General features: G+C 71.7%; 20 protein-coding genes and 1 pseudogene. 10 read left to right on the forward strand and 11 right to left on the reverse strand.

Annotated features, from left to right (window positions below; translation table 11 throughout):
• Nucleotides 1–137: 137 nt before the first annotated feature.
• The 3 genes from QC283_RS00620 to QC283_RS00630 all read right to left on the reverse strand — a co-directional run bounded on the left by QC283_RS00620 (nucleotide 138) and on the right by QC283_RS00630 (nucleotide 7,049).
• A complete protein-coding gene (locus QC283_RS00620; RefSeq protein WP_279559295.1) occupies nucleotides 138–4,538 on the reverse strand; it encodes a cation-translocating P-type ATPase in 4,401 nt (1,466 codons plus the stop codon).
• Between the two features lie 9 nt (nucleotides 4,539–4,547).
• Complete coding sequence (locus QC283_RS39430) at nucleotides 4,548–5,375, reverse strand: hypothetical protein (protein ID WP_336620614.1); 828 nt, start codon at nucleotides 5,373–5,375, stop codon at nucleotides 4,548–4,550.
• 291 nt (nucleotides 5,376–5,666) lie between these two features.
• Nucleotides 5,667–7,049: a glycine--tRNA ligase gene (locus QC283_RS00630; protein WP_279559296.1), complete on the reverse strand. Its 1,383-nt coding sequence runs from the start codon at nucleotides 7,047–7,049 to the stop codon at nucleotides 5,667–5,669.
• Between the two features lie 203 nt (nucleotides 7,050–7,252).
• Here QC283_RS00630 and QC283_RS00635 point away from each other — a divergent pair, with 203 nt between their 5' ends.
• The 4 genes from QC283_RS00635 to QC283_RS00650 all read left to right on the forward strand — a co-directional run bounded on the left by QC283_RS00635 (nucleotide 7,253) and on the right by QC283_RS00650 (nucleotide 10,497).
• Nucleotides 7,253–8,281, forward strand: a complete 1,029-nt coding sequence (locus tag QC283_RS00635) for a metal ABC transporter substrate-binding protein (RefSeq protein ID WP_279559297.1) — start codon at nucleotides 7,253–7,255, stop codon at nucleotides 8,279–8,281.
• Entirely contained in the window at nucleotides 8,278–9,096 is an 819-nt protein-coding gene (locus QC283_RS00640) for a metal ABC transporter ATP-binding protein (protein WP_383529041.1), read from the forward strand. The genes QC283_RS00635 and QC283_RS00640 overlap by 4 nt, the downstream gene beginning before the upstream one ends.
• 10 nt (nucleotides 9,097–9,106) lie before the next feature.
• Nucleotides 9,107–10,009 carry a metal ABC transporter permease gene (locus QC283_RS00645; protein ID WP_279559298.1) on the forward strand — a complete coding sequence of 301 codons (903 nt, stop codon included), beginning with the start codon at nucleotides 9,107–9,109 and terminating at the stop codon, nucleotides 10,007–10,009.
• A 68-nt stretch (nucleotides 10,010–10,077) separates the two neighbouring features.
• Nucleotides 10,078–10,497, forward strand: coding sequence for a Fur family transcriptional regulator (locus QC283_RS00650; RefSeq protein ID WP_279559299.1), 420 nt, complete (start codon nucleotides 10,078–10,080; stop codon nucleotides 10,495–10,497).
• 57 nt (nucleotides 10,498–10,554) lie between these two features.
• Here QC283_RS00650 and QC283_RS00655 read toward each other — a convergent pair whose 3' ends face one another.
• The 4 genes from QC283_RS00655 to QC283_RS00670 are packed head-to-tail and all read right to left on the reverse strand — an operon-like array spanning nucleotide 10,555 to nucleotide 12,651.
• Entirely contained in the window at nucleotides 10,555–11,424 is an 870-nt protein-coding gene (locus QC283_RS00655) for an isoprenyl transferase (RefSeq protein WP_279559300.1), read from the reverse strand.
• A gap of 32 nt (nucleotides 11,425–11,456) precedes the next feature.
• Nucleotides 11,457–12,206 carry a DNA repair protein RecO gene (gene recO, locus QC283_RS00660; protein WP_279559301.1) on the reverse strand — a complete coding sequence of 250 codons (750 nt, stop codon included), beginning with the start codon at nucleotides 12,204–12,206 and terminating at the stop codon, nucleotides 11,457–11,459.
• A gap of 23 nt (nucleotides 12,207–12,229) precedes the next feature.
• A complete protein-coding gene (locus QC283_RS00665) occupies nucleotides 12,230–12,445 on the reverse strand; it encodes a hypothetical protein (RefSeq protein ID WP_279559756.1) in 216 nt (71 codons plus the stop codon).
• A complete protein-coding gene (locus tag QC283_RS00670; protein WP_279559302.1) occupies nucleotides 12,445–12,651 on the reverse strand; it encodes a hypothetical protein in 207 nt (68 codons plus the stop codon). Before QC283_RS00670 ends, QC283_RS00665 begins: the two co-directional genes overlap by 1 nt.
• Before the next feature lie 115 nt (nucleotides 12,652–12,766).
• Between QC283_RS00670 and QC283_RS00675 the strand changes: the two genes are divergently transcribed.
• The 3 genes from QC283_RS00675 (at nucleotide 12,767) to QC283_RS00685 (ending at nucleotide 15,477) form a co-directional block, all read left to right on the forward strand.
• Nucleotides 12,767–13,600, forward strand: coding sequence for a helix-turn-helix domain-containing protein (locus QC283_RS00675; RefSeq protein ID WP_279559303.1), 834 nt, complete (start codon nucleotides 12,767–12,769; stop codon nucleotides 13,598–13,600).
• Nucleotides 13,582–13,872 carry a DUF397 domain-containing protein gene (locus tag QC283_RS00680; protein ID WP_279559304.1) on the forward strand — a complete coding sequence of 97 codons (291 nt, stop codon included), beginning with the start codon at nucleotides 13,582–13,584 and terminating at the stop codon, nucleotides 13,870–13,872. The genes QC283_RS00675 and QC283_RS00680 overlap by 19 nt, the downstream gene beginning before the upstream one ends.
• Nucleotides 13,873–13,977: 105 nt before the next feature.
• The gene (locus tag QC283_RS00685; RefSeq protein ID WP_279559305.1) at nucleotides 13,978–15,477 is read left to right on the forward strand and encodes an alpha/beta hydrolase; all 1,500 of its coding nucleotides are present in this window, start codon (nucleotides 13,978–13,980) and stop codon (nucleotides 15,475–15,477) included.
• On the opposite strand, the gene QC283_RS00690 is transcribed toward QC283_RS00685, so the two are convergent.
• From QC283_RS00690 to QC283_RS00705, 4 genes and pseudogenes are all read right to left on the reverse strand, one after another.
• Nucleotides 15,465–16,142 (reverse strand): response regulator transcription factor, encoded by a 678-nt coding sequence (locus QC283_RS00690; protein ID WP_279559306.1) that lies wholly within the window; start codon nucleotides 16,140–16,142, stop codon nucleotides 15,465–15,467. The genes QC283_RS00685 and QC283_RS00690 overlap by 13 nt on opposite strands.
• 3 nt (nucleotides 16,143–16,145) lie before the next feature.
• Complete coding sequence (locus QC283_RS00695; RefSeq protein ID WP_279559307.1) at nucleotides 16,146–17,429, reverse strand: sensor histidine kinase; 1,284 nt, start codon at nucleotides 17,427–17,429, stop codon at nucleotides 16,146–16,148.
• Nucleotides 17,430–17,496: 67 nt separating this feature from the next.
• A complete protein-coding gene (locus tag QC283_RS00700; protein WP_279559308.1) occupies nucleotides 17,497–19,590 on the reverse strand; it encodes an MMPL family transporter in 2,094 nt (697 codons plus the stop codon).
• 125 nt (nucleotides 19,591–19,715) lie between these two features.
• A pseudogene (locus QC283_RS00705) lies at nucleotides 19,716–20,225 on the reverse strand (SCO2521 family protein); the annotation flags it as partial.
• A 680-nt stretch (nucleotides 20,226–20,905) separates the two neighbouring features.
• Between QC283_RS00705 and QC283_RS00710 the strand changes: the two are divergent.
• From QC283_RS00710 to QC283_RS00720, 3 genes are read left to right on the forward strand one after another with little or no spacing between them, the layout of a single operon-like run.
• A complete protein-coding gene (locus QC283_RS00710; protein ID WP_279559309.1) occupies nucleotides 20,906–21,427 on the forward strand; it encodes a hypothetical protein in 522 nt (173 codons plus the stop codon).
• Nucleotides 21,424–22,581: a pyridoxal phosphate-dependent aminotransferase gene (locus tag QC283_RS00715; protein ID WP_279559310.1), complete on the forward strand. Its 1,158-nt coding sequence runs from the start codon at nucleotides 21,424–21,426 to the stop codon at nucleotides 22,579–22,581. The genes QC283_RS00710 and QC283_RS00715 overlap by 4 nt, the downstream gene beginning before the upstream one ends.
• A complete protein-coding gene (locus tag QC283_RS00720; RefSeq protein WP_279559311.1) occupies nucleotides 22,578–23,621 on the forward strand; it encodes an NAD(P)-dependent oxidoreductase in 1,044 nt (347 codons plus the stop codon). Before QC283_RS00715 ends, QC283_RS00720 begins: the two co-directional genes overlap by 4 nt.
• Nucleotides 23,622–23,632 lie beyond the last annotated feature (11 nt).

A 23,632-nucleotide genomic window follows, 5' to 3' on the forward strand; every position in this document is an offset into this window, starting at 1 on the left:
GTACGCGGAGCACGCTCTGTCCGCGACTCGCCCCACGTCCATACACCGGCCCCGGCACACGCCCCCAGGGGCGCGGGGAACCGCGCGCCCAGCCCTCACCCGCCCGCAGACGGCACACCCCCGCCCCGGGCCCGCGCTCACGCCAGAACGCTCCGCGCCGCCGCCGGCAGCCGCTCCGCCACCTTCGGCCAGTACTTCACGACCGCCTCCTCCACCTGCGGCAGCGCCCGCTGCCCCGCCAGTGCCAGGGCGATCGCCGCGGCCACGCCCGCCCAGGCCACCGGGCCCAGCGGGGTGCAGCCGAAGAGCTGGCTGGCGCCCGGGGTCTGGACCAGGGCGACCAGGGCCGCGGCGGAGCCCAACGACGTGACCTGGACCAGGCGGCTGCCGCGGCGGTCGGCCAGGGTCTGGGCGAGCTGGGTGCCGACCACGGCGCACAGGGCCATCGTCGTCGAGCGGCGACCCGTGCCCGGCGTGAAGCGGCCGAAGAGCCAGGCCGCGGTCGCGCCGAGTGCCGTGGTCAGCGCCCGGTGCCGGATCTGGCGGATCAGGGGTTCGCCCAGCACGGCCGTGCCGAGCGGCGTGCCCGCGTCGGCCTCCTCCTGCTCGGGGTCCCCGGTGGGCGTCACCGCCACCGCCATCGCGGGGAACAGGTCGGTGAACAGGTTGACCAGCAGCATCTGCCGGGTGGACAGCGGGGCGGCGCCGCCGAGGACGGTACCGAGGATGCCGAAGCCGACCTCGCCCGCGTTGCCGCCGATCAGGATGGCGATGGCGTCGGCGACGCTGTGCCACAGCGCCCGGCCCTCCCGGACCGCCTCCACCAGGACCAGCAGGTCGTCGCCCGTGACGACCAGGTCGGCGGCGTTGCGGGCGGCGGCCGAACCGCGGGCGCTGATGCCGACGCCGATGTCGGCGGCGCGGATGGCGGCGGCGTCGTTGGCACCGTCGCCGACCATGCCGACGACCCGGCCGGCGTCCCGCAGGGACTCGACGACCTGGAGTTTCTGCTCGGGCGCCACCCGGGCCACGACGTCCGCGTCGCGCAGCATGCGGGAGCGGACCGTGCGGTCGGCGGCGGCGAGTTCGTCGCCGGTGACCACGGTCGCGTCCTCGGGCCAGCCCAGGTCGACGGCGATGGCGTGGGCGGTCTGCGGATGGTCGCCGGTCAGCACCACGGGCCGTACGCCCGCCTCGCGCAGCCCGCGCACCAGCGCTGGGGACGTCTCGCGGGCCACGTCGGCCAGCGCGAGCATTCCGGTGAACTCCAGCTTGGACGGCTGCTGTTCGAGTACGTCGGCCGCCTTCTCGCCCCGGCGCAGGGGCCGGCTGGCCACCGCGATGATGCGCAGTCCGTCGCGGGCCAGGGTCTGCGCCACCTCCGAGGCGTGCGACGGCAGGTCGGCGCAGGCGGGCAGCACGGTCTCCGGGGCGCCCTTGACGACCAGTACCGGCGCGCCGTCCCCGTCCCGTCCGACGGCGGCGGCGTAGCCGCGGGAGGTCTCGAAGGGCAGTCCCTCGTCCTGCGTCCACCGCGGGTCGTCCCCGGCGGCGTCCAGTACGGCCTCGTCGGTGGCGTGGGTGGGGCGGGTGCCCTCGCCGTCCAGGCGGGGGCAGGCGCGCGCGGCGATCCGTACGGCGCCGGCGGCGTCCGGGTCGTCCACCTTGCGGACCGTGCCGTCGGCGCCGGCGACCCGCGTCAGCCGCAGCTTGTTCTCGGTGAGCGTGCCCGTCTTGTCGAAGCAGATGGTGTCCATGCGGCCCAGCGCCTCCAGCGTGCGCGGGGTGCGCACGAGGACCCCGCGGCGGCTGAGCCGGCGGGCCGCGGCCAGTTGCGCCACCGTCGCCACCAGCGGCAGCCCCTCGGGCACGGCGGCCACCGCCACCGACACACCACCGGCGACGGCCTGCCGGATCGGCGCCCCGCGCAGCAGCGAGAGGCCGGTCACGGCGGCCCCGCCGGCCAGGGTGAGCGGGAGCGCCTTGCGGGTGAGTTCCTGAAGCCTGGCCTGCACTCCGGCCGCCGAGGGCGTACGGGCGGCCAGCGCGACCGCCCGCGCCGACTCGGTGTGGTCGCCCGTGTCGACGACGACGGCCTGGGCCCGTCCGGCCACCACGGTCGTGCCCTCGAAGACCATGCAGAACCGCTCGGCGACCGGGGCGCGGGGCGCCGGGTCCACGCACTTGTCCACCGGCAGCGACTCACCGGTCAGCGCGGACTCGTCCACCTCCAGGCCGTCCTCCCACAGCAGCCGGGCGTCGGCGGGCACGACGTCGTCCGCCTTCAGCTCGATCACATGGCCCGGGTGCAGCTTGGCCGCGTCCATGATCCGCGACTCGCCGTCCCGCGTGGGCTCCGGCGTGGGGTCCGCGCCCTCCCTCGGGGGCTCCTCGGCGACCCGCGCCTTCTGCTTCTGCTCCGCCAGCAGCCCCGACAGCGCCCGTTCGGCGCGCAGTCGCTGGAACCCGCCGACCAGCGCGTTCAGGTCGAGCGCCCCGACCACCAGCAGGGCGTCCACGACCGAGCCGAGGATCGCCGAAGCGGCCGAGCCGACCGCCAGCACGGGGGTGAGCGGATCGTCCAGCTCACCGCGTACGGCCCGGGCCAGTTGCCACGACCAGCGCGCGGGGGCCAGTGCCCGTACCCGGCCCGCCCGGTCGGCGACCGCGTGCAGCCGGCCCATGGCCTGCTCGACGACGGTCGGCTCGGGCTCGCGCTCGTGGTCCAGCCGGTCCCGTACGTCGTCCGGGTCCAGCGCGTGCCACGCCACCCGCGCCCGGGGGTGCGGGGCGCGGGCCATCGCCACGCCGAGGGCGGCGCGCGTCCCGGACAGCAGGGCCGCCGCCGCGCTCACGTCGACCGGCGCGTGCCGCAGCCCGGACAGCGCCGAACCGACGCCCCCGCCACCGCTGTCGCCCTTGCCGCGCGCCTCGCCGACCGCCACCAGCAGCCCGGACAGCGCCGCCCCGGAGCGGGCCAGCGTCTGCGACCGGTGCCCGATCGCGCGGGCCGCCGGCACCGCCCGCAGCAGCCGCCACACGTCGGGGAGCCCTTGCGGCGCGAGCACGTCCGCGCCCCACGCCACCGGGCAGTCCCCGTCGGCCAGCGCGACGGCCACGTCCCCGCCGAGCAGCCCGGCGGTCACCGTCTCGTCGTCGCCGGGCCGGGGCCGTACGACGGTGACGACGGCGCCCTCCGCGCGCAGTTCGTCCACGACCTCCCGCAACGGCCGCTTCGCGCTCACCACTTGGTCCGCGAGGCCGGTGAAGTCGGCCAGTGCCGGGTCCTCCACCATCACCACGCGCAGTCCCGCGCGCCGCGCCGCGTCCAGCACGTCCTCGGTCCACGGGTCCGCGCCCGCGTCCGGCACCCGCAGCGCGCTGGGATGCAGGACGACCGTGGCGGCCATCTCCAGCTGCCGCAGCCGTTCGGGGTCACGTACGAGTACGCCGGTGCGGGACAGCGCGGCGCTCAGTACGGCGTGGAAGGCGGCGGGGCCGTAGCGCGCGGCCTTGGGCGAGCCGGCCAGCACCGCCTCGGCGGCCTCGGCCACGTCGTGCTTGACCAGCAGGGTCGCCGCCGCGCCCGCCACACTGCCGGTCGAGGCGTGGGCGGCGTAGTCCTGGGCGGGGGTGCTCCGCAGCGGCGGTCGCAGGGCGGGGTCGGCGGGCAGACTGGCCCGGCCCGGGAGGCAGAGCCGGTCGTGCACGACCTCGAAGGTCGCCGTCCGGGTCACCGCCTCCGTCAGCTGGCAGACGCGCAGCGCCCCGTCGAGCACCAGCGAGGTGTAGCTCTGGCCGGCGCCGTGGACGGCGGCGTTGGCGGCGGCCAGCGCCACGTCCATGCCGTGCGCGCCGAGCCGTGCGCGCAGCCAGGCGCGGAAGGTCGGGTTCTCGCGCAGCAGCGTCGCCACGGCCGTCACCAGGCGGGGCGAGGGCGGCAGCCGCAGGCGCGCGCCGGTCACGGCGGCGGCGATGCCCAGGGCGTCGGCCCCGAGGGCGGTGGCCGCGACGCGCACCGAGGCCGGGTCTCCGGGGTGGGCCAACTCCTCCACCGGATCGCCCGGTCCGCGTTGCTCCGCCCGGGTCAGTCCGTGCCGCTCGGCGAGTTCGGTGGCCCGGTCCACCACCCGGTCGGTGAGCGCTTCCTCGGTCGCGGTCACCACGAGCCGGGCGAGGCCGGTGTCCCAGTAGGCGAGTGCCACGTCCGGGTGCTCGGTCAGGGCGGTCGCCACCCGTCGCGCGACGTGTTCCGTGCCGCCCGCCCGGCGCACCTTCTCCGTCGAGGCCGGCCGGAGCGCGAGGTGCGCCCGGTGTCCGGCCCGCCAGTCCCGGGTGCCGCCCGGCAGCGCGGCGCGGGCGACCCGGGCCGCCCGGGCCGCGAAGTCCGCGCCGCGCACACCGGCCCGTGCGGTGCCCGCCGCGGCACCGGCCGCGGCGCCCACCGCGGGTGCGGTGCCGCGCGCGAGCAGCCGGGGACCGGCCAGGACGAATCCGGTGACGGCGTCCTGGGAACGCGTCAGAAGTCCACCGACCATCGTTGTCTCTCAGCCCGCCTTCCGGGTGGATGCCGCCGTCTTCTTCCTGCTCCGGCCGCCGGGGGTACCGGTGGGCCGGCTGGTGGATGCCTTGGTCCCGGAGGTGCCGCGAGAGGACGTGCTCCGGGAGGTTCCGGTCGTGGACTTCCTGGCGGTGGCCTTCTTGGCGGTGGTCGTCTTGGCCGTGCTCTTGTTCGCCGGGCTCGCCTTCGCGGTGCTCTTCTCGGCGGGACCGGACTTCGCGGTGCCCGTCTTCGCCGCACTCGTCTTGGCCGCACTCGTCTTGGCCGCGCTCGTCTTCGCCGGGCTCTTCGTCGCCGGGCTCTTCGTCGCCGGGCTCTTCTTGGCGGCGGTCTGCGTTCCGGCGGTCTTCTTGGCGGTCCTCCGCGCGGTGCTCTTCGCCGCAGCGGTGCTCTTCTTCGCCGCACCCGACGCGGCCGCACCCGCCTCGGCGGTACCGGCCCTACCTTCCGTACCTGCCGTACCTGCCTTCTTCGTACCGCCGCCGTCCGCTTCGCCCCCGCCGGAGGCCTTCGCCCCGTGACCCGTCACCCGCGTGGCGCCCCCGCCCGGCGACTCCTTGCGCCGTGGCTGCGTCAGCCAGGCCACCGCCGCTCCGGTGACGGCCACCGGCCACTCCACCAGTCCGGCGATGCCCAGCACCCCGGCGCCCGTGTACACGACCACCCGCCGCCCACGCGGCGACACCGCTCCCAACCTGTCCAGCGCGCCCTCGGCGGCCTTGCCGACCGTCTCGGCGCCCGGCACCTTCCGCAGCGCCGACGCGGCCGCGTGCAACGGCCGCGGGAGCGTCTGCGCCGACTTCTGCTCAGCCATGACTGTTCGTCCTCGCCCTGTGCATGCCGTGGGGACCGCATGCTGTGGAAACCCTGGGAACATCACCTTCCGCATTTCTCCGGGTTCCCGCACTTCGGGCACTCATCCCCACGAGCTCGCCACGGCCTCCGGGCGGGAGCGCGCGCCGCCCCCGGGCCGCTGAAGCGCGAACCAAGGCCCGCGAAAACGCCGAATGCCCGCCCCTCACCCGACCGAGTCGGGTGAGGGGCGGGCACAGTCCCCGAGGCCCAGGAGGCGAAGCCCCCCGGTACCTCAACGGCGACGAGGCGTTCAGCAGCCGACGAGCCGCGACGCGAGGTACCCCTCGATCTGGTCGAGAGACACCCGCTCCTGCTTCATCGTGTCCCGCTCCCGCACCGTCACGGCGTTGTCCTCGAGCGTGTCGAAGTCGACCGTCACGCAGAACGGCGTACCGATCTCGTCCTGGCGCCGGTAGCGGCGCCCGATCGCACCGGCGTCGTCGAAGTCGATGTTCCAGTTCTGCCGCAGCGCCTGGGCGAGGCCCTTGGCCTTGGGCGACAGCTCCGGGTTGCGGGACAGCGGCAGGACGGCGACCTTCACCGGCGCGAGGCGCGGGTCGAGGCGCAGCACCGTGCGCTTCTCCAGCTTGCCCTTGGCGTTCGGCGCCTCGTCCTCGATGTACGCGTCGAGCAGGAAGGCGAGCATCGCGCGCCCGACACCGGCCGCCGGCTCGATGACGTACGGCGTCCAGCGCTCGCCGGCCTCCTGGTCGAAGTAGGAGAGGTCCTGGCCGGAGGCCTTGGCGTGCGAGGAGAGGTCGTAGTCCGTCCGGTTGGCGACGCCCTCCAGCTCGCCCCACTCGCTGCCGCCGAAGGAGAAGCGGTACTCGATGTCGGCGGTGCGCTTGGAGTAGTGGGAGAGCTTCTCGGCCGGGTGCTCGAACCAGCGCATGTTCTCCTCACGCAGGCCCAGGCCGGTGTACCAGTTCCAGCGCTGCTCCATCCAGTACTCCTGCCACTTCTCGTCCTCGCCCGGCTTGACGAAGAACTCCATCTCCATCTGCTCGAACTCGCGGGTCCGGAAGATGAAGTTGCCGGGCGTGATCTCGTTGCGGAAGGACTTGCCCATCTGGGCGATGCCGAACGGCGGCTTGCGGCGCGAAGTGGTCTGCACCTGGGCGAAGTTGGTGAAGATGCCCTGTGCGGTCTCGGGCCGCAGGTAGGCGACGGAGCCGCTGTCCTGGGTCGGGCCGAGGTGGGTGGAGAGCAGACCCGAGAACTGCTTGGGCTCGGTGAAGGTGCCCTTGTTGCCGCAGTTGGGGCAGTTGAGGTCCGCGAGGCCGTTCTCCGGGGCGCGGCCCTTCTTCTCCTCGTAGGCCTCTTCCAGGTGGTCCGCGCGGAACCGCTTGTGGCAGGAGGTGCACTCGGTCAACGGGTCCGTGAAGGTGGCGACGTGGCCGGAGGCCACCCAGACGTCGGGGGCCAGGATCACGGACGAGTCGAGACCGACGACGTCCTCGCGCGAGGTGACCATGTAGCGCCACCACTGGCGCTTGAGGTTCTCCTTGAGCTCGACACCCAGCGGCCCGTAGTCCCAGGCGGCGCGCTGACCGCCGTAGATCTCACTGCACGGGAATACGAAGCCACGGCGCTTGCTCAGGCTGACGATGGTGTCGATCTTGTCGGCGGCCACGGTGCTCTCTTCATTACGACGACGGGCGACGAAGCGAGATGCTTCCAGAGAATGCCTCAGGTTACCGGCGTGGACTGCCCCTCGACCAAATCGGGGGCCACCCGGGCTCCCCACCCGGCCCCCGCCCGGCCCCTCGCCTGCCCCGGCCCACGGAACCGGTAGATAGTTGACAACGGTTTCCATATTTGTTGAAAATGAATGCCATGAACGTACGACGACGCCACATATCCGGCATAGCAGTCACCGCGGCCGCCGCACTCGGCCTCGGGACCCTCTCCGCCTGCTCGGGCGACAGCGCCGCGGCGGGCAACACGGACAAGTTCGACGTCGTCGCGTCGTTCTACCCCATGGCCTTCCTCGCCGAGCGGATAGGCGGCGACCACGTCAACGTCAGCAGCCTCACCGAGCCCGGCCAGGAGCCGCACGACCTGGAGCTCAGCACCAAGCAGCGCGCACAGCTGGAGGAGACCGACGCGGCGCTCTTCCTCAAGGGCCTCCAGCCCGCCGTCGACGAGGCCATCGGCCAGTCCGGCGTCAAGACGAAGATCGACGCGGCCACGCTGACCTCCCTGGAGGAGCACGGAGCCGAGGCCGGCGGCCACGACCACGAGGGCGAGCACGCCCACGAGGAAGAGCACGCCGGGGAAGAGCACGCGGGGGAAGAGCACGCCGAGGAAGAGCACGGCCACGACCACAGCCACGAGGCCGGCGGCAAGGACCCCCACATCTGGCTCGACCCGGTCAAGTACGCCGAGGTCGCCGAGGGTGTCGGCAAGGCCTTCGAGAAGGCCGACCCCGACCACGCCGCCGACTACAAGAAGAACACCGAGGCCCTGGTCAAGAAGCTCGGCGAGCTGAACACGAAGTTCGAGACCGGCCTGAAGGACACGGACACCAAGGTCTTCATCACCACGCACGCCGCCTTCGGCTACCTCGCCGAGCGCTACGGCCTGACCGAGGAGGCCATCAGCGGCCTCAGCCCCGAGTCCGAGCCCAGCGCCGCCCGGGTCAAGGAGCTTGAGAAGATGGCCAAGGCCGACGGCGTCTCCACGATCTTCTACGAGACGCTCGTCAGCGACAAGACCGCGAAGACGGTCGCCAAGGACGCGAACCTCAAGACGGACGTCCTCGACCCGCTCGAGGGCATCACCGACAAGTCCCGCGGCGACGACTACTTCCAGGTCATGGAAGCCAACCTCAAGGCACTGCAGACGGCTCTGGGAGCCAAATGATCAACCCTCCGGAGGGCAGCGGCATGAACGAGCCCGTGAGCAGGCCCGTCGACGAGCCCGTCATATCCCTGCGCGGCGTCCGCGCCGAGCTCGGCTCACGCCCCGTCCTGCGCGGCATCGACCTCACCGTGCGCCGCGGCGAGGTCGTCGCCCTGCTCGGCGCCAACGGCTCGGGCAAGTCCACGGCCGTACGCACCGTCATCGGCCAGGTACCGGTCACGGACGGCGAGATCGAACTGTTCGGCACCCCGCGCCGCCGGTTCCGCGACTGGGCGCGCGTGGGCTACGTCCCGCAGCGCACCACGGCCGCGGGCGGCGTCCCCGCGACGGTGACCGAGGTCGTCTCCTCCGGCCGGCTCTCCCGGGCCCGCTTCGGCATCCTGCGCGGGGCCGACCACGAGGCCGTACGCAGGGCCATCGACCTGGTCGGCATGGCGGACCGGGCCAAGGACTCCGTGGACGCCCTCTCCGGCGGCCAGCACCAGCGCGTACTGATCGCCCGGGCGCTCGCCTCCGAACCCGAGCTGTTGATCATGGACGAGCCGATGGCGGGCGTCGACCTGGCCAGCCAGGAGGTCCTGGCCGCCACCCTGCGCGAGCAGGTCGCGGCCGGTTCCACCGTTCTCCTCGTCCTGCACGAGCTGGGCCCCCTGGAGCCCCTGATCGACCGGGCCGTGGTGCTCCGCGACGGCTGCGTCCTGCACGACGGTCCGCCCCCCAAGGCGGTCGGCCAGCACGCGCTGCCCGGCCACGACCACGTACACCCGCACGCGGCGGCCGGCGCCGAACCGATCCGCACCGGACTGCTGAGCTGAGTAGGCCCCCATGGAAATACTGAACTACGCCTTCATGCAGCGGGCGCTGCTGGCCGCCGTCCTGGTCGGCATCACCGCGCCCGCCGTCGGCATCTACCTGGTCCAGCGCCGCCAGGCCCTCATGGGCGACGGCATCGGCCACGTGGCGATGACCGGCGTCGGCCTCGGCTTCCTGCTCACCTGGTCCCCGGTGTGGATGGCCACGCTGGTCGCCGTGCTCGGCGCGGTCCTCATGGAGCTGATCCGCTGGTACGGCCGCACCCGCGGCGACATCGCCCTCGCCATGCTCTTCTACGGCGGCATGGCCGGCGGCGTGATGTTCATCAACCTGGCGCCGACGGGCTCCAACGCCAACCTGAACTCGTACCTCTTCGGCTCCCTGTCGACGGTCTCCGAATCCGACGTCACGGCGATCTGCGTCCTGGCCGCCTTCGTGGTCCTGGTCACCCTCGGCCTGCGCCGCCAGCTGTTCGCGGTCAGCCAGGACGAGGAGTTCGCCCGGGTCACCGGCCTGCCGGTGCGCGCGCTGAACCTGCTGACCGCCGTCACGGCGGCGGTGACGGTGACGGTCGCGATGCGCGTCGTCGGGCTGCTGCTGGTGTCGGCGCTGATGGTGGTCCCGGTGGCCGCGGCCCAGCAGCTCACCCGCAGCTTCGCCGCCACCTTCGCGATCGCCGTCGCCATCGGCGTCAGCGTGACCATCGGCGGCACGGTCACGTCGTACTACCAGGACGTGCCGCCCGGCGCGACCATCGTGCTGCTCACCATCGGCGCGTTCGTCCTGCTCACCGCGCTGGCGGCGCCGCTGGCCCGGCGACGCGCGCGGGCGGCCACCGCGGCGCGGGCCGCCGCCGATCCGGCGGAGTGCAAGATTCCGGCCACCCGGGGGACCACCGACGAGGTCGGCGTCTGACTGCCGGGCGGCCGGGCTGGCACAATGGCCCGGCAAGCCCCAGACGGCAGACGTGAGGAGGAGTACCGGTGACGACCGCTGGACCGCCCGTGAAGGGCCGCGCCACCCGGCAGCGGGCCGCCGTGTCGGCGGCCCTCCAGGAGGTCGAGGAGTTCCGCAGCGCGCAGGAGCTCCACGACATGCTCAAGCACAAGGGCGACTCGGTCGGACTCACCACGGTCTACCGCACCCTGCAGTCCCTCGCCGACGCCGGCGAGGTCGACGTCCTGCGCACCGCCGAGGGCGAGTCCGTCTACCGCCGCTGCTCCACCGACGACCATCACCACCACCTGGTCTGCCGCGCCTGCGGCAAGGCGGTCGAGGTCGAGGGCCCCGCGGTCGAGAAGTGGGCGGAGGCCATCGCCGCCGAGCACGGCTACGTCAACGTCGCGCACACGGTGGAGATCTTCGGCACCTGCGCGGACTGCGCGAACGCCTCCGGCGGCTGAGCCGTGGGGCCCGGGGCTTCGCCCCGAGCCCTCATGCCGGCCTGAACGGCCTCGTCCTCAGACTCCCCCCAAGGGGGCGCCCCCGGACGGGCTGGAAGGATCCGGCCGGCCCTGCATGGCGAGCAGCTCCTCGTTCGGGATCGCGCCGCCGAACCGCCGGTCCCGGGAGGCGAACTCCAGGCAGGCCCGCCACAGGTCCCGGCGGTCGAAGTCGGGCCACAGCACGTCCTGGAACACCATCTCCGCGTACGCGCTCTGCCAGAGCAGGTAGTTGGACGTCCGCTGCTCACCGCTCGGCCGCAGGAAGAGGTCCACGTCCGGCATGTCCGGGTAGTACAGGTACTTCGCGAGCGTCTTCTCGTTCACCTTCGACGGATCGAGCCGCCCGGCCCGCACGTCCTCCGCGAGGGCCTGCGCGGCGTCGGCGATCTCCGCGCGCCCGCCGTAGTTCATGCAGAAGTACAGAGTGAGCCGGTCGTTGTCCTTGGTCTGCTCCTGGGCGACCTGGAGCTCCTTGGCCACCGACTTCCACAGCTTGGGCATCCGCCCCACCCAGCGCACCCGGATCCCCAGCGCGTCGAGCTGGTCACGGCTCTTGCGGATGAAGTCCCGGTTGAAGTTCATCAGGAAGCGCACCTCGTCCGGCGACCGCTTCCAGTTCTCGGTGGAGAAGGCGTACAGGGAGACGTTCTCCACGCCGATCTCGATCGCGCCCTGGAGCACGTCCACCACCCGCTCGGCCCCGACCTTGTGCCCCTCGGTGCGCGGCAGCCCGCGCTCCTTGGCCCAGCGCCCGTTGCCGTCCATGACGATCGCCACATGCTCCGGCACCAGCTCGCCGAGGTTCGGGGGCCGCGCGCCGGACGGGTGCTGCTCCGGCGTCCTGTACTCCCGGCGCTGACGCCCCAGGAACCCGCGTACGGCCATGTGTCTCTCGTCTCCTCGTACTGTCTGTTCTTCTAGGACTTCTCGACGTACCGCAGGGAGCGCAGGCCGCGCTCCAGATGCCAGTGCAGGTACGCGGACACCAGCCCGCTGCCCTCCCTGACATGGCGCGGCTCGCACGCGTCCGCGGTCGCCCAGTCTCCCGTGAGCAGCGCCCCGAGCAGTTCCAGGGCCTGCGGCGAGGGTACGACGCTGCCGGGCACCCGGCAGTCGGCGCAGACGGAGCCGCCCGAGCCGACCGAGAAGAACCGGTTGGGTCCCGGCATGCCGCACTTCGCGCAGTCCCCGAAGGTCGGGGCGTACCCGTTCACCGCGAGGGAGCGCAGCAGGAACGCGTCCAGCACCAGGTTCGGCGCGTGCTCGCCCCGGGCGAGGGTCCGCAGCCCGCCGACCAGCAGCAGGTACTGCTGCACCGCCGGTTCGCCCTCGTGGTCCGTGAACCGCTCGGCCGTCTCCAGCATGGCCGTCCCGGCGGTGTACCTCGGGTAGTCGGTGACGATCCCGCCGCCGTACGGCGCGATGGTCTCGCTCTGCGTGCACAGCGGCAGCCCGCGCCCGACCAGCTCGCTCCCCTTCGAGAAGAACTGCACGTCCACGTGCGAGAACGGCTCCAGCCGCGCCCCGAACTTCGACTTGGTCCGCCGCACCCCGCGGGCCACGGCGCGTACGCGTCCGTGACCGCGCGTGAGCAATGTGATGATCCGGTCCGCCTCACCCAGCTTCTGGGTGCGCAGCACGATGCCGTCGTCGCGGAACAGACTCATGACGCCCATTCTCGCGCATGCCTTCAAGGCACCTCACCACGGCTTCGGGCGTTGGTGTACGCCGTCGCCGCGCTGAGCCGCTCGGACGGGGTGGCGTGGCGTACGTCACCCGGTGCGGCGTCCCACTCCCGGCCCCCGCCGTACGGCCGCATCTGCACGTACGGCCCCTCGTGCCCCATGACGACGCCGACCCGTCCGCTGCGGACGTCGACGGCGTAGGACCCGACCGGCGGCATCATCATCGCAGCACCGCCGCGAGTCGCCGCGCGGTCTCGACGGAACACCGGCCCAATTCGATGAGCGGACAGGGGGCCTCCCGCGCAAGACTCACCGGGTCCAGCCCGAGTGAGGGCAGAGTAATTCCTGCCTCAGTGAGCGCTGCGCGCAATTCTTTCACCGTTACCTCCGCTTCTTCGACGCAGGGCGCCGCGTGCCGTGCCTCCACCGTGTTCCCCTTCCTTTTACGGTTTCACTCTTCGTGTCCCCAGGATGCCTCTCCGTGACTACAATCGGGAGCAATTCGCGCACTACAAGTGCTGGTCAGTGCAGGGGGGTTGGTCATGGCCAACGGTTCACGGCAAGCGGCGTGGGAGTTCTTCGGTATTGAACTAAAACGCCGGCGAGAGGACGCCGGAATCACCCAAGTCGAGCTGGGGTCGCGCGTATTCGTCTCCGGCGGGTACATCGGCCAGTTCGAACAGGCAATTCGCAAACCGCAGCTGGATGTGGCGCAGCGGATTGACGGAGTACTGCAAACCGACGGTATTTTCGAGCGGCTGTGGAAAAAGCTCATCAAGGAGCAGCCGTACACGGAGTACTTCGCCCATGTGGCCGAGCTGGAGCGGCTGGCGACGGAGATCTGCGACTACGCGCCGTCGGTGGTCCCGGGGCTCCTCCAAACGCGGGAGTACGCGCAGGCGATGTTCCTGGCAGGCAGTCCACTGGCCGCCGACGAGTACATCGAGGAGTTGGTCAAGGGGCGGATGGACCGCACACGGGTCCTCAAAGACGCCGCACGCCCCCTGTATTGGGCGGTGCTGCACGAGACGGCCTTGCGCATCCCCGTCGGTGGCCCGGCAGTCATGGCAGGCGAGCTGGACCACATCGCGTCGCTGGTCCGAGGGCGCAAGGTGGTGGTGCAGGTACTGCCGTTCGCCGCGGGAGCGCATCCGTCCATCGGCAAGCTGCTGAAGCTCATGGAGTTCGAGGACGCCCCACCAACGGTCTATACAGAAGGCGCGTTTTCCGGAAATCTGCTGGACGAACCGGTGGTGGTGAAGCGGACTCGGGCGTCTTACGATCACATCAGGGCCGCCGCGCTCTCGGCGGAGGCGTCCCTGGCCCTGATCGAGTCGGTGGCGGAGGAGTACAGACCATGCACGAGTGCGACCTGAGCAACGCCCGCTGGCGCAAGAGCAGCCACAGCGGCGGCGACGGCGGCGAGGAGTGCGTCGAGGTCGCGTACGACTTCCCCGGCGCCGCCCGCTGGCGCAAGAGCAGCCACAGCGACGGCAATGGCGGCGACTGCGTCGAGGTCGCCGACGGAGTCCCCGGTGTCGTCCCCGTCCGGGACAGCAAGGTGGCCGACGGCTCGGTGGTCCTCGTCGCCCCAACCGCCTGGACGGGGTTCGTCGCCGGGTTGGCGCGGCGTGCGGCGACGGACTGACGGGAGTCAGGGGCGCCCCCGAGTGGTGGCACTGGGGTAATCCCCCCTGAATCTCAGGCTGTTACCCGGATGGGGAGGGTCCTGGGCATCCGCGAGGGTCGTCGTATGACGCAGCGCACGCGAACCATCCGCAACGCCGCCATCGTCGGCGTGTCCACCGCCCTCCTCGGCATCACCGCGCCCGTGACCGCGACGGCCTCCGCGACCGCGGGTCCGTCCAAGCCGCTCACCTGGACGGACTGCGAGGGCGGTGGCACCGTCGATCCCCGCCAGCAGTGCGCCACCCTCCAGGTCCCCATGGACTACGCCGACCCCGCCGGCCCGCTCATCGACATCGCCGTCTCCCGCATCCCCGCCGAGAACCCGGACGCCCGGCGCGGGGCCCTGTTCCTCATCGCCGGCGGGCCGGGCGGCTCCAGTCTCAACGACCCGTCGAAGAAGGGGCAGAAGCTGCCGCAGGAGGTACGGGACACCCACGACCTCATCGGGTTCGCCCCCCGCGGCCTCGCCCCCTCCACCGCCGTCGACTGCGGACTGGAGTACGGCGACCTCGCCACCTCCAAGCTCCGCCCCTGGCCCGCTCCCGACGGCTCGGTGGACGGGAACATGGTCACCGCCCGGCGCATGGCCGACGCCTGCGCCCGCAGCGGCGGCGAGCTGATGCGGCACCTCAGCACCGCCAACGAGGCCCGCGACATCGACCGCCTCCGGGCCGCGCTCGGCGAGCGGAGGATCTCCGCGTGGGGCGTCTCGTACGGGACGTACGTCGGCGCGGTGTACGCGCAACTCTTCCCGCACCGCACCGACCGCGTCGTGCTGGACAGCGTCGACGACCCGGACCCCACCCGCGTCAACCGTGCCTGGCTCGCCGGGCACGAACAGGGTGTGGAGGACGTCTTCCCGCACTTCGCCGCCTGGGCGTCGAAGCCCGGCAACCCGGACCGCATCGCGCGCGAGGCCGCCGACGTGCGGCCGATGTTCCTGCGGCTCGCCGCCCGGCTCGACCGCGAGCCGATCCCGTGGCCCGGCGCCAACCCGGAGGAACTGAACGGCAACGTGCTGCGCCAGACCATGCTGGACAGCTTCGCGTCCCCCAGCCGCTACCCCACGCTCGCGAAGCTGATGGTGGCCGCGCGGCAGGGCACCGTGCCGCCCGCGCCCGCTGGGCCGCCCGAGGCCGTACTGCAGAACGTCACCGCGGTCGGCGCCGGTGTCCTGTGCAACGACGTCGCCTGGCCGAAGTCGGCCGCCGTGTACCAGAAGGACGTCACCGAGAGCCGCGCCAAGTACCCGCTGACCGCCGGGATGCCCCGCAACGCGATGCTGTGCGCCGCCTGGCCGTACCCGCCGCGCGAGGCGCCGGTGCGGATCACCGACCGGGGGCCGTCCAACATCCTGCTCGTACAGAACGAGCGGGACGTCAACACCCCGCTCAGCGGCGCCCTGGAGATGCGGGAGGCGCTCGGCCGGCGCGCGGTCATGGTCACCGTGGACTCCACCGGCCACGACGCCTACCTCGCCGAGGGCAACGCCTGCGGCGACCGCACGGTCTCCCGCTTCCTGGCGACCGGGGAGCGCCCGGGCGCGGACACCTATTGCGGGTAGCCGGCGCCCGGCGTGACCATTCCCGACTCGTAGCCCACGATGACCAGTTGCGCCCGGTCCCGGGCTCCCAGTTTGCCCATGATGCGGCTGACGTGGGTCTTCGCGGTCAGGGGGCTCAGTCCCAGCGAGTCGGCGATCTCCGTGTTGTTGAGGCCGCGTGCGACCAGGGTGAGCACCTGGCGTTCGCGGTCCGACAGGCAGTCGGGGCCGCCGCCGTCCGCCACCGGCGCCGAAGGGCTGCGCAGGAAGCGCTCGATGAGCCGTGCCGTGGGGCCGGGCGACAGAAGCGCGTCGCCCGCCGTCACGGTACGTATGGCGTCGAGGAGGTCGGCGGGCCTGGTGTCCTTCACCAGGAAGCCCGAGGCGCCCGCCCGCAGTGCCTCCACGATGTTGTCGTCGGTGTCGTAGGTGGTGAGGACCAGCACCTTCACACCGGCGAGGTCCTCGTCGGACGCGATGAGCCGGGTCGCCTCGATGCCGTCCAGGTCGGGCATGCGGATGTCCATGACGACCAGGTCGGCGCGTTCCGTGCGGGCCAGGTCGACGGCCTGGCGGCCGGTGCCCGCCTCGCCGACGACCTCCATGTCGGGGGCGGACGCGACGAGCAGGGCGAACGCGGCACGGACGAGGTTCTGGTCGTCCGCGAGCAGCACTCGTATGGTCATCCGTCAGTCGTCTCTCTTCGGGGTCACGGTCGTCAGGGGTGCGGCGGGGACGGAAGGCGCCGCCGATGCCGCGGATGCCGGCAGCACGGCCGTCACCTCGAAGCCGCCGGCGCCCCCGCCCCGCGGCCCGGCGTCGAGTGTGCCACCCACGCTGCGGGCCCGCTCGCGCATGCCGACGAGGCCGAAACCGGGGGTGCCGTCCGGGTCGGGACCGATGCCGTCGTCGGTCACGGCCAGGCGCAGGGCACCCCGCTCGGCGTGCACCTCGACGTGGACGGACGGTTCCGGGCCCGCGTGGCGTACGGCGTTGGTCAGCGCCTCCTGCACGATCCGGTAGGCGGCGGCGCCGACCGCGGGCGGGACGTCGTCGGCGCGTACCGACAGGTCCACCCGTGCTCCGGCCAGCCGGGCGGCCTCGGCCAGGTCGGGCAGGCCGTGCAGTCCGGGCAGCGGACCGCGGGCGTCGGGCGCGTCCCGTTCCCGCAGGACCTCCAGCGTGGTCCGCAGTTCACCGCGCGCGCTCCGGCAGGTCTCGGCGATGTCGTCGAGGGCCTTGGCGACGGCGGCCCGGTCCAGACGCTCGGGGTCGGCGGTCAGGACGTGGGCGGCGACGGAGGTCTGCACGCCGATGAGGGTGATGCTGTGCGCGAGCAGGTCGTGCAGGTCCCGGGCGACGCGCAGGCGTTCCTCGGCGACGCGGCGCCGGGCCTCCTCCTCACGGGTGCGTTCGGCGCGCTCGGCGCGTTCGACGATGGAGGCGACGTAGTGCCGGTAGAAGCGGACGTCGATGCCGCAGAACAGGACGGCGACGACCCAGCCGGTGATCCGGAGCAGCTCGACCATGCCGTCGGGGTTGGTGACGGCGTTCATGGACAGCCCCACGCCGATGACTGCGGAGCCGGCGACCAGGGTGCGGCGCACCGTGCCGGTCGCCGCGAGTGTGTAGAGGGCCGTCATGGTCGCCGGGCCGGGCGCGGAGTGGTTGTGGTCGAGGGCGTGGAAGGCGGCGACCGGAGCGGCCACCAGGCAGAGCACCAGCAGGGGACGGTGCCTGCGCCGCACGAGCGGCACGTGGGCGACGAGCAGCAGCGTCCAGCCCACCGCGTCCGGGCGACGGCCCTCGTCGGTGAGCAGCGCGATGCAGGCCGCCGCCGCGGCGAGGAACACGGCGAGCACGGCGTCGTTGCGGTCCCGGTGCGGGGCGGTGAGCGGGTCGCGGTTGATCGCGGCCATGATCCGCTCACCGGGGCGGGACGGCCGGGACGCCGCCGGAGTCGTTGCCTGCACGCGGCCATCCTCCGTGACGGACGCGCCCCTCCGGGAGAGGAGGGGCGCACTCCGGTCGTCGGGCACCTCAGACACCGGCGGGCTCTCGCTCCGCCGCCGGCAGGGGCTCCCCCTCGGGCGCCCGGGACAGGCGGCCCGGCCACCACACCCGGCGCCGCAGGACGACGCTCGCGCTGGTGACCAGGTAGGTGCGGACGAGGAAGGTGTCGAGGAGGACACCGACCGCGATGACGAAGCCCAGCTCGACGAGTTGCACCATCGGCATGTTGGTGAGCACCCCGAAGGTGGCCGCGAGGACGAGTCCGGCGGAGGCGATGACCCCGCCCGTGGCACGCAGCGCGGTGAGCGCGGCCCGCGTGGGTTCGGCGCCGTGCAGGGACTCCTCGCGCATCCTGTGCATCAGGAAGATGCCGTAGTCGACGCCCAGTGCCACCAGGAAGACGAAGGACAGCAGGCCCAGGCCCGGGTCGGTGCCCTCGAAGCCGAAGAGGGGCCCGAAGACCAGCCCGCCGATGCCGAGGGCCGCGCCCCACACGGCGACGACGGCGGCGACCAGGATCAGCGGCGCGACCAGGGACCGCAGAAGGGCGGCGAGGATCAGCAGGACCGAGAGCAGCACGATCGGTACGACGACGACGGTGTCCCGGGCGTTGGTGTCCTCCAGGTCGATCTGCTGGGCGCTGGGGCCGCCGACGTAGGAGCCGTCGAGCTTGTCGCGCAGGGCGTCGATGGTGGCGGTCTCGGCCGCCGACTGGGGCGGGGCGGAGGCCAGTACGGTCAGTTCGGTCCAGCCGCCGCCGCTGCGACCGGTCTCGGCGCTCTCGACGCCGCGGGTGGCGCGGGCCTCGGCGAGCGCGGCGTCGGCGCGGTCGGTGGGGGCGATGACGGTGATGGGCTGGGTGCCGCTCTCCGGGTAGGCGGCGGCGAGTGTCTCCATGGCGGCGATCGCCTCGGGCCGGGTGGTGAAGGTGTCCTCCTGCTTGAGGGAGCCGGGCAGGTTGAGCGACCCGAGGGCGAGTGCGCCCAGGAGTACGGCACCGCCGACGAGGACGGTGCGGGGCCGGCGTTCGGCGGAGCTGCCCATCGCGGTGAACAGCGACCTGCGGGCCTTGGGCGTGCTGCCGTAGCGGGGTACGAGGGGCCAGAAGACGCGGCGGCCCAGCAGGACCAGGATCGCGGGCAGCAGGGTCAGCATGGCGGCGAGCGCGCACAGCACGCCGACGGTGCCGAGCGGGCCCATGCCGCGGCTGGAGTTGAGGTCGGCGGCGAGCAGGCAGAGCAGTCCGGCGGCGACGGTCCCGGAGGAGGCGAGCACGGCGGGACCGCAGCCGCGCAGGGCGGCGACCATGGCGTCGTAGGGGCGCTCGATACGGCGCAGTTCCTCGCGGTAGCGGGAGACGAGCAGCAGCGCGTAGTCGGTGCCGACGCCGAAGACGAGGATGGTCATGATGCCGGCGCTCTGGCCGGAGACCGAGGTGCCGAACCCCTGGTTGAGGCCGTAGGCGACGCCCATGGAGAGGTAGTCGGCGATTCCGGCGACGGCGAGCGGGACGAGCCACAGGAAGGGGCTGCGGTAGATGAGGATCAGCAGCAGGGCGACGACGGCCGCGGTGGTGTAGAGCAGCGGACCGTCGAGGGAGTTGTAGACCTCGCCGGCGTCGGTGGCGAGGGCGCCCGCGCCACCGACCTCGACGCTCAGCCCGTCGCCTCCCTCGGCGACGTCCCGTACGGCGTTGACCAGTGCGTCGCGGGCCTCCTCGTCCTGGCCGGGCTCGGTGGAGGCGACCGGGTACATGAGGGTGCTGCCGTCCTTGGACGGGATGCCGGCCGGGCGTTCGGTCAGCCGGTGCGCGCCCGCGATCTCGGCGATCTGGCCGGCGGCGGTGGCCTTGTCGGCGGCGGTCAGTCCGGCGTCGCGGTGGTAGACGACGACCATCTCGGTGGCCTCGCCACCCGGCAGCCGGTCCTGGATCTTCGCGACCTGGGTCGAGTCGGCGCTCGCCGGCAGGTAGTCGACGGCCCGGTCCCGCTGCACGTCGGACAGTTTCGCCGCGAACGGCGAGGCGATCGCCAGCACGGCGATCCACAACCCGAGCACCAGCCAGGGCACGGCCCGCCGCCGTCCCCCGCGTGTCCCCTCACGTGTCCTTGCTGCCCCCATGCGACGGGCTCCCCTCCGGTCGGATGTCTGGTCTGTGCGTCTCCAGACTTCCGGTGGCGGGGCGCCGACACGTCGGGCGCGAGGCCGAGCCGACGGCTACTGCCCGGGGTGACGCGGGGCCGCCGTTACTCCCCCGGAAGTACGGCGGGCGGTGAGGAGGCCGGTTCCACCTCCCGGTGGGGTGCGGGGATGGCGTGCAGGGTGAGCTGGTCGCGGATGCGCTGCACCAGTGCCTGCCACTGCCGGGTGAAGCCGGGCCGCTCCTCCAGCGGGTCCCACAGCGGGGCCAGTTCCCTGGCCACCCTGGCCCGGGGCATCCACAGGTGCAGCAGGTGGTCGACGGCCGGCCGCAGCGCTCTGACGACGGCGGTGGCGTCCTCTGCGGCTCCCGTGCCCAGGCGGAGACCGTCGAGCATGCGGACGACGGTGGTGAGCAGCCAGTCGTGCAGGGCGAGGTCGTCGCAGAGCGCGGCGAGGTCGGCGCCGAGGGTGCCTTCGGGCACCCGGAGCCGCACGGTGCGCAGTTCGTCCTCGGCGAGGGTGAACCGCTCGAGCAAGGGTCCTTCGCCGGTGGCGGTGGGCAGCGCCGCCCAGCGCAGCCGGGTGGGGCGGGAGCGGAAGGGCGGGCGCTGGTCAGGACACTTGCCGCAGCAACGGTGACCAGCACGGCCAGCCGGTAACGGCGACCGCAGACGTTTCTCGGGTCGGGCACCGGGGTTACGAGACGGACAGCGCCATGGGCGTCCGCCACCGGGTCCAGCGCGGACGAGCAGGCACGGACTCACCTACCCGACACCGATAGGTGGCTGATCTCCTTGCGCTCGCGTTCGGGGGCGTGCGAGAACGGGCCGTCGCCGTTCCGGCTTGATCGCGCTCTTATGCGCTGGGCTCGCAGGGTAGTGCACTCAGGTGAGGCTTCGGATTGCCGGGCTCGTGAGAGGGCTGTGGAGCTGTGACGTCGTTACCGAAGGCATATTGCTCACCAGGGAAGCTGACGGAGTATCTCCCGGACCCATGTGAACCGATCGACCGGTGGTTTCAGGCCAGGAACGCGTCAAACGTCCGCACAACGGCCCGTATCGTCCGGGACCTGTGCCCGGCGGCCGACCTGTTCGTGGATCCCCTTGCCGGCGGCGGAAGTTCGGCTTGCGCGGCGCGCCTGCTCGGCTTGCCCTTCTTCGGTATCGAATGGGATCCCTTACTGGCATGCGTGTGTCTCGCCAAGTCGACGGCTGAATCCGGACACGCGCGAGCCGTGCCTCCACTGGTGACTCCTGACCAACCACTGGCATCGTGCCTTTCAGTGACTCGCCGCATGAGCGCGATCACCGAACATCCCGTGTCGGACCACGAAATACTGGCGGACCTGGCGGATAGCCCGTGCGCGTCCGCCAAGTCGCGCGTGCTGTGGGGTGACGCGACTCAGGTGGAGACATGGGACGAACTGCATGAGGAAGCACGACACGCCGTGCTCTACACCTCTCCGCCGTTCGGCCTCTCCTCGCCACGGCCCCAGGTACCACCAGGGCTTCGGGCCGAGGCCGAACTAGCCCTGTCAGCGGCGAAGGCCGCTCGCACCGGCATCGGGCCTGGCATCTTTGCCTCGTACGACCAGATCGCATCCGCCGTCGTCCTCCGAGCGGCGCACAGGCTCCGGCGGCTCACCGTGATACTTGAGCACGAGCCGGCCGACGACGGCTCCGATTCCCGTGTCCCGACGATCCGTCGACTGACCGACGCGCTGGACGGTCGCATACGGGACATCCGAATCCTGGAGTGCGGCACCTACTCACCCCGTGGTTTGTTCTCTCTGATCGTCTGCGAGGTAGCTCAGTGAAGGCAGACTCATCCACTTACTCACTCACCGAACACGAGTGGCCCGCGCTCGCCGCCGGCATCATCAATCTGGCCGACGCACACGCCCGTCACTCCCTGTCCTCCGACTCTGTCCGACGCATATCCGAGGTAACGCACAACCTCTTGACCAATACCGGGTCCGACTACTTCGAGGCAGAAACTTGGTTCCGCGAAGCTCTCACCCGCCACACCGGGCAGCCCTACTCGGTTCGTTCTTCCTACCTGACCTACTCCGCTTCCATCGCTCTGGATGTGATCGCCAAGTACCTGCGGTCGGTGCAGGGGCCGATCGGTATGCTCACGCCGACTTTCGACAGTGTGCCGGCGCTCTTCGCCAGGAGCGGCCTGGATTTGGTACCCGTCCCAGAAGACCGAATCCTGCCGAACTGCGACACCGGCTTCCTCGACTCACTGGAGCTCGGCGCACTCGTCGTCGTAGCGCCGAACAACCCGACCGGCGCCATACTGTCACCCGATCAGATATCCGCACTTTTCGAGTGGGCGGCTCGACACGACATACTTCTCGTTCTTGACGCGTCATTCCGGATGTTCGATCCAGGGCTGAAGCTGGACCTCGTCGAAATGGCAAACGACATCGGAGCCGACGTCACGACGGTCGATGACACCGGCAAGGCCATCCCCTTGCACGACACCAAGGTCGGAGTGCTCACAGCTACCCGTGCCCTTGCCCGCGACCTCGGTTCCATCTGCACCGATGTACTCCTCAACGTCTCGGAGCTCAACATCCGGATGCTCGCGGCGCTGCTGGAGGACGACGGACCGCACGGGGAAGCCGCCCGTGCTCGCGCTGTCGCCGCCGCCAATCAACGGCATCTGGAACAACGTTTCAGTCTCACACTGGACCTTCCGGATGAGCACGCATTCCAACGAAGCGTCGCCTGGTTGCACCTGGGGGAAAACCGGGACGCTGTCATCGATGCCTGCCGAGCCCGGTCAGTGCAGGTGCTGCCAGGTGACCGCTTCTACTGGGACCGTGATCGCGGCGACACAGACAATCCGGGATCGCAGTGGATACGCGTGCCGCTCCTGCGCGACAAGGACTTGTTCAGCCGGGGCCTGGACGCCCTGGACAGCGCCCGACGTTCCGCAAAAACCCCCGGGGAGACGGTGTGAGCAGCGACGGCAGAATCGTATTGGTGACCGGAACCACACTGGTCGTCCCCTCGGCGCTCCAAGAGGTCGAGGCCCGCGGGTACACCCTACGCAGACTTGAGCAGGACGAGATCAGCGGGGCTGAGCTCCGCCAGGCACTGCTAGGCGCGTCGGGGTATGTCATCGGCGGTTACGAGGAACCGGAGGCCGAGCACTTCGAGGAAGCGGATCTGCTAGAGGCTGTGGCCTTCGTGGGCTCCGATTACCGGGGCCTCGTGCCGGGTTGGCAGCGTGCCATGGAACTCGGCATTGCCTTTTCCGCGACCCCGGGCGCGAATGCCGACTCCGTGGCCGAATTCACGACCCTCCTCATGCTGTCTCTGGCACGACCAATTCTCGGATCAGTGGCTCGTCCGGGAGTTGACGGGCTCATCACGCCCGAAACCATGGGTCCTGCGGCGTTGGAACTGCGTGGTCTCACCCTTGGTGTCATCGGCCCGGGCCGTATCGGTACGCGTGTGGCCACTATCGCTTCGGCCGGTCTTGGCATGCGCGTCGTCTATTCCGGTCCACGCCGGAAGCCAGAGTTCGAATCCGCTACTTCGGCGCAATATCTCGAGAAGGCGGAGCTACTGGCAATGTCGAACGTAGTGAGTCTGCATCGTCCCGGACCTGCACGGGGCGAGCGGCCGGAGATCGGCCGCACCGATCTGGAGCAGATGAAGGACGGTGCACTGCTGATCAACTGCGGGCATCCAGACCTCGTTGATCCGGCCGCCCTCTTTCAGGTCCTCAGTGGGAATCGCGGGATACGGGCGGCGAGCGATGGGCTGCGCCGCTCGCCTGCCTGGCAGGACCTGGTGACCCTGGGGCCCGAGCGCTTCCTGTGTCTCCCGCAGACAGGCTTTCACACCACGGCGGCGGACCTGCGGGCTTCGTCGCTCGCCGTGCAGACGGTCTGCGCCGTTTTAGAGGGTACGGACGCGGAGTTCGCAGTCGAGAACCCGGGCTACCGAGAAGTCAGACAGGCAATCGGGCGAGTGATCAAGGACCGCGGTTGAGACCTGCGGGA

This window comes from Streptomyces sp. DH41, from assembly GCF_029813785.1.
GTDB lineage: Bacteria > Actinomycetota > Actinomycetes > Streptomycetales > Streptomycetaceae > Streptomyces.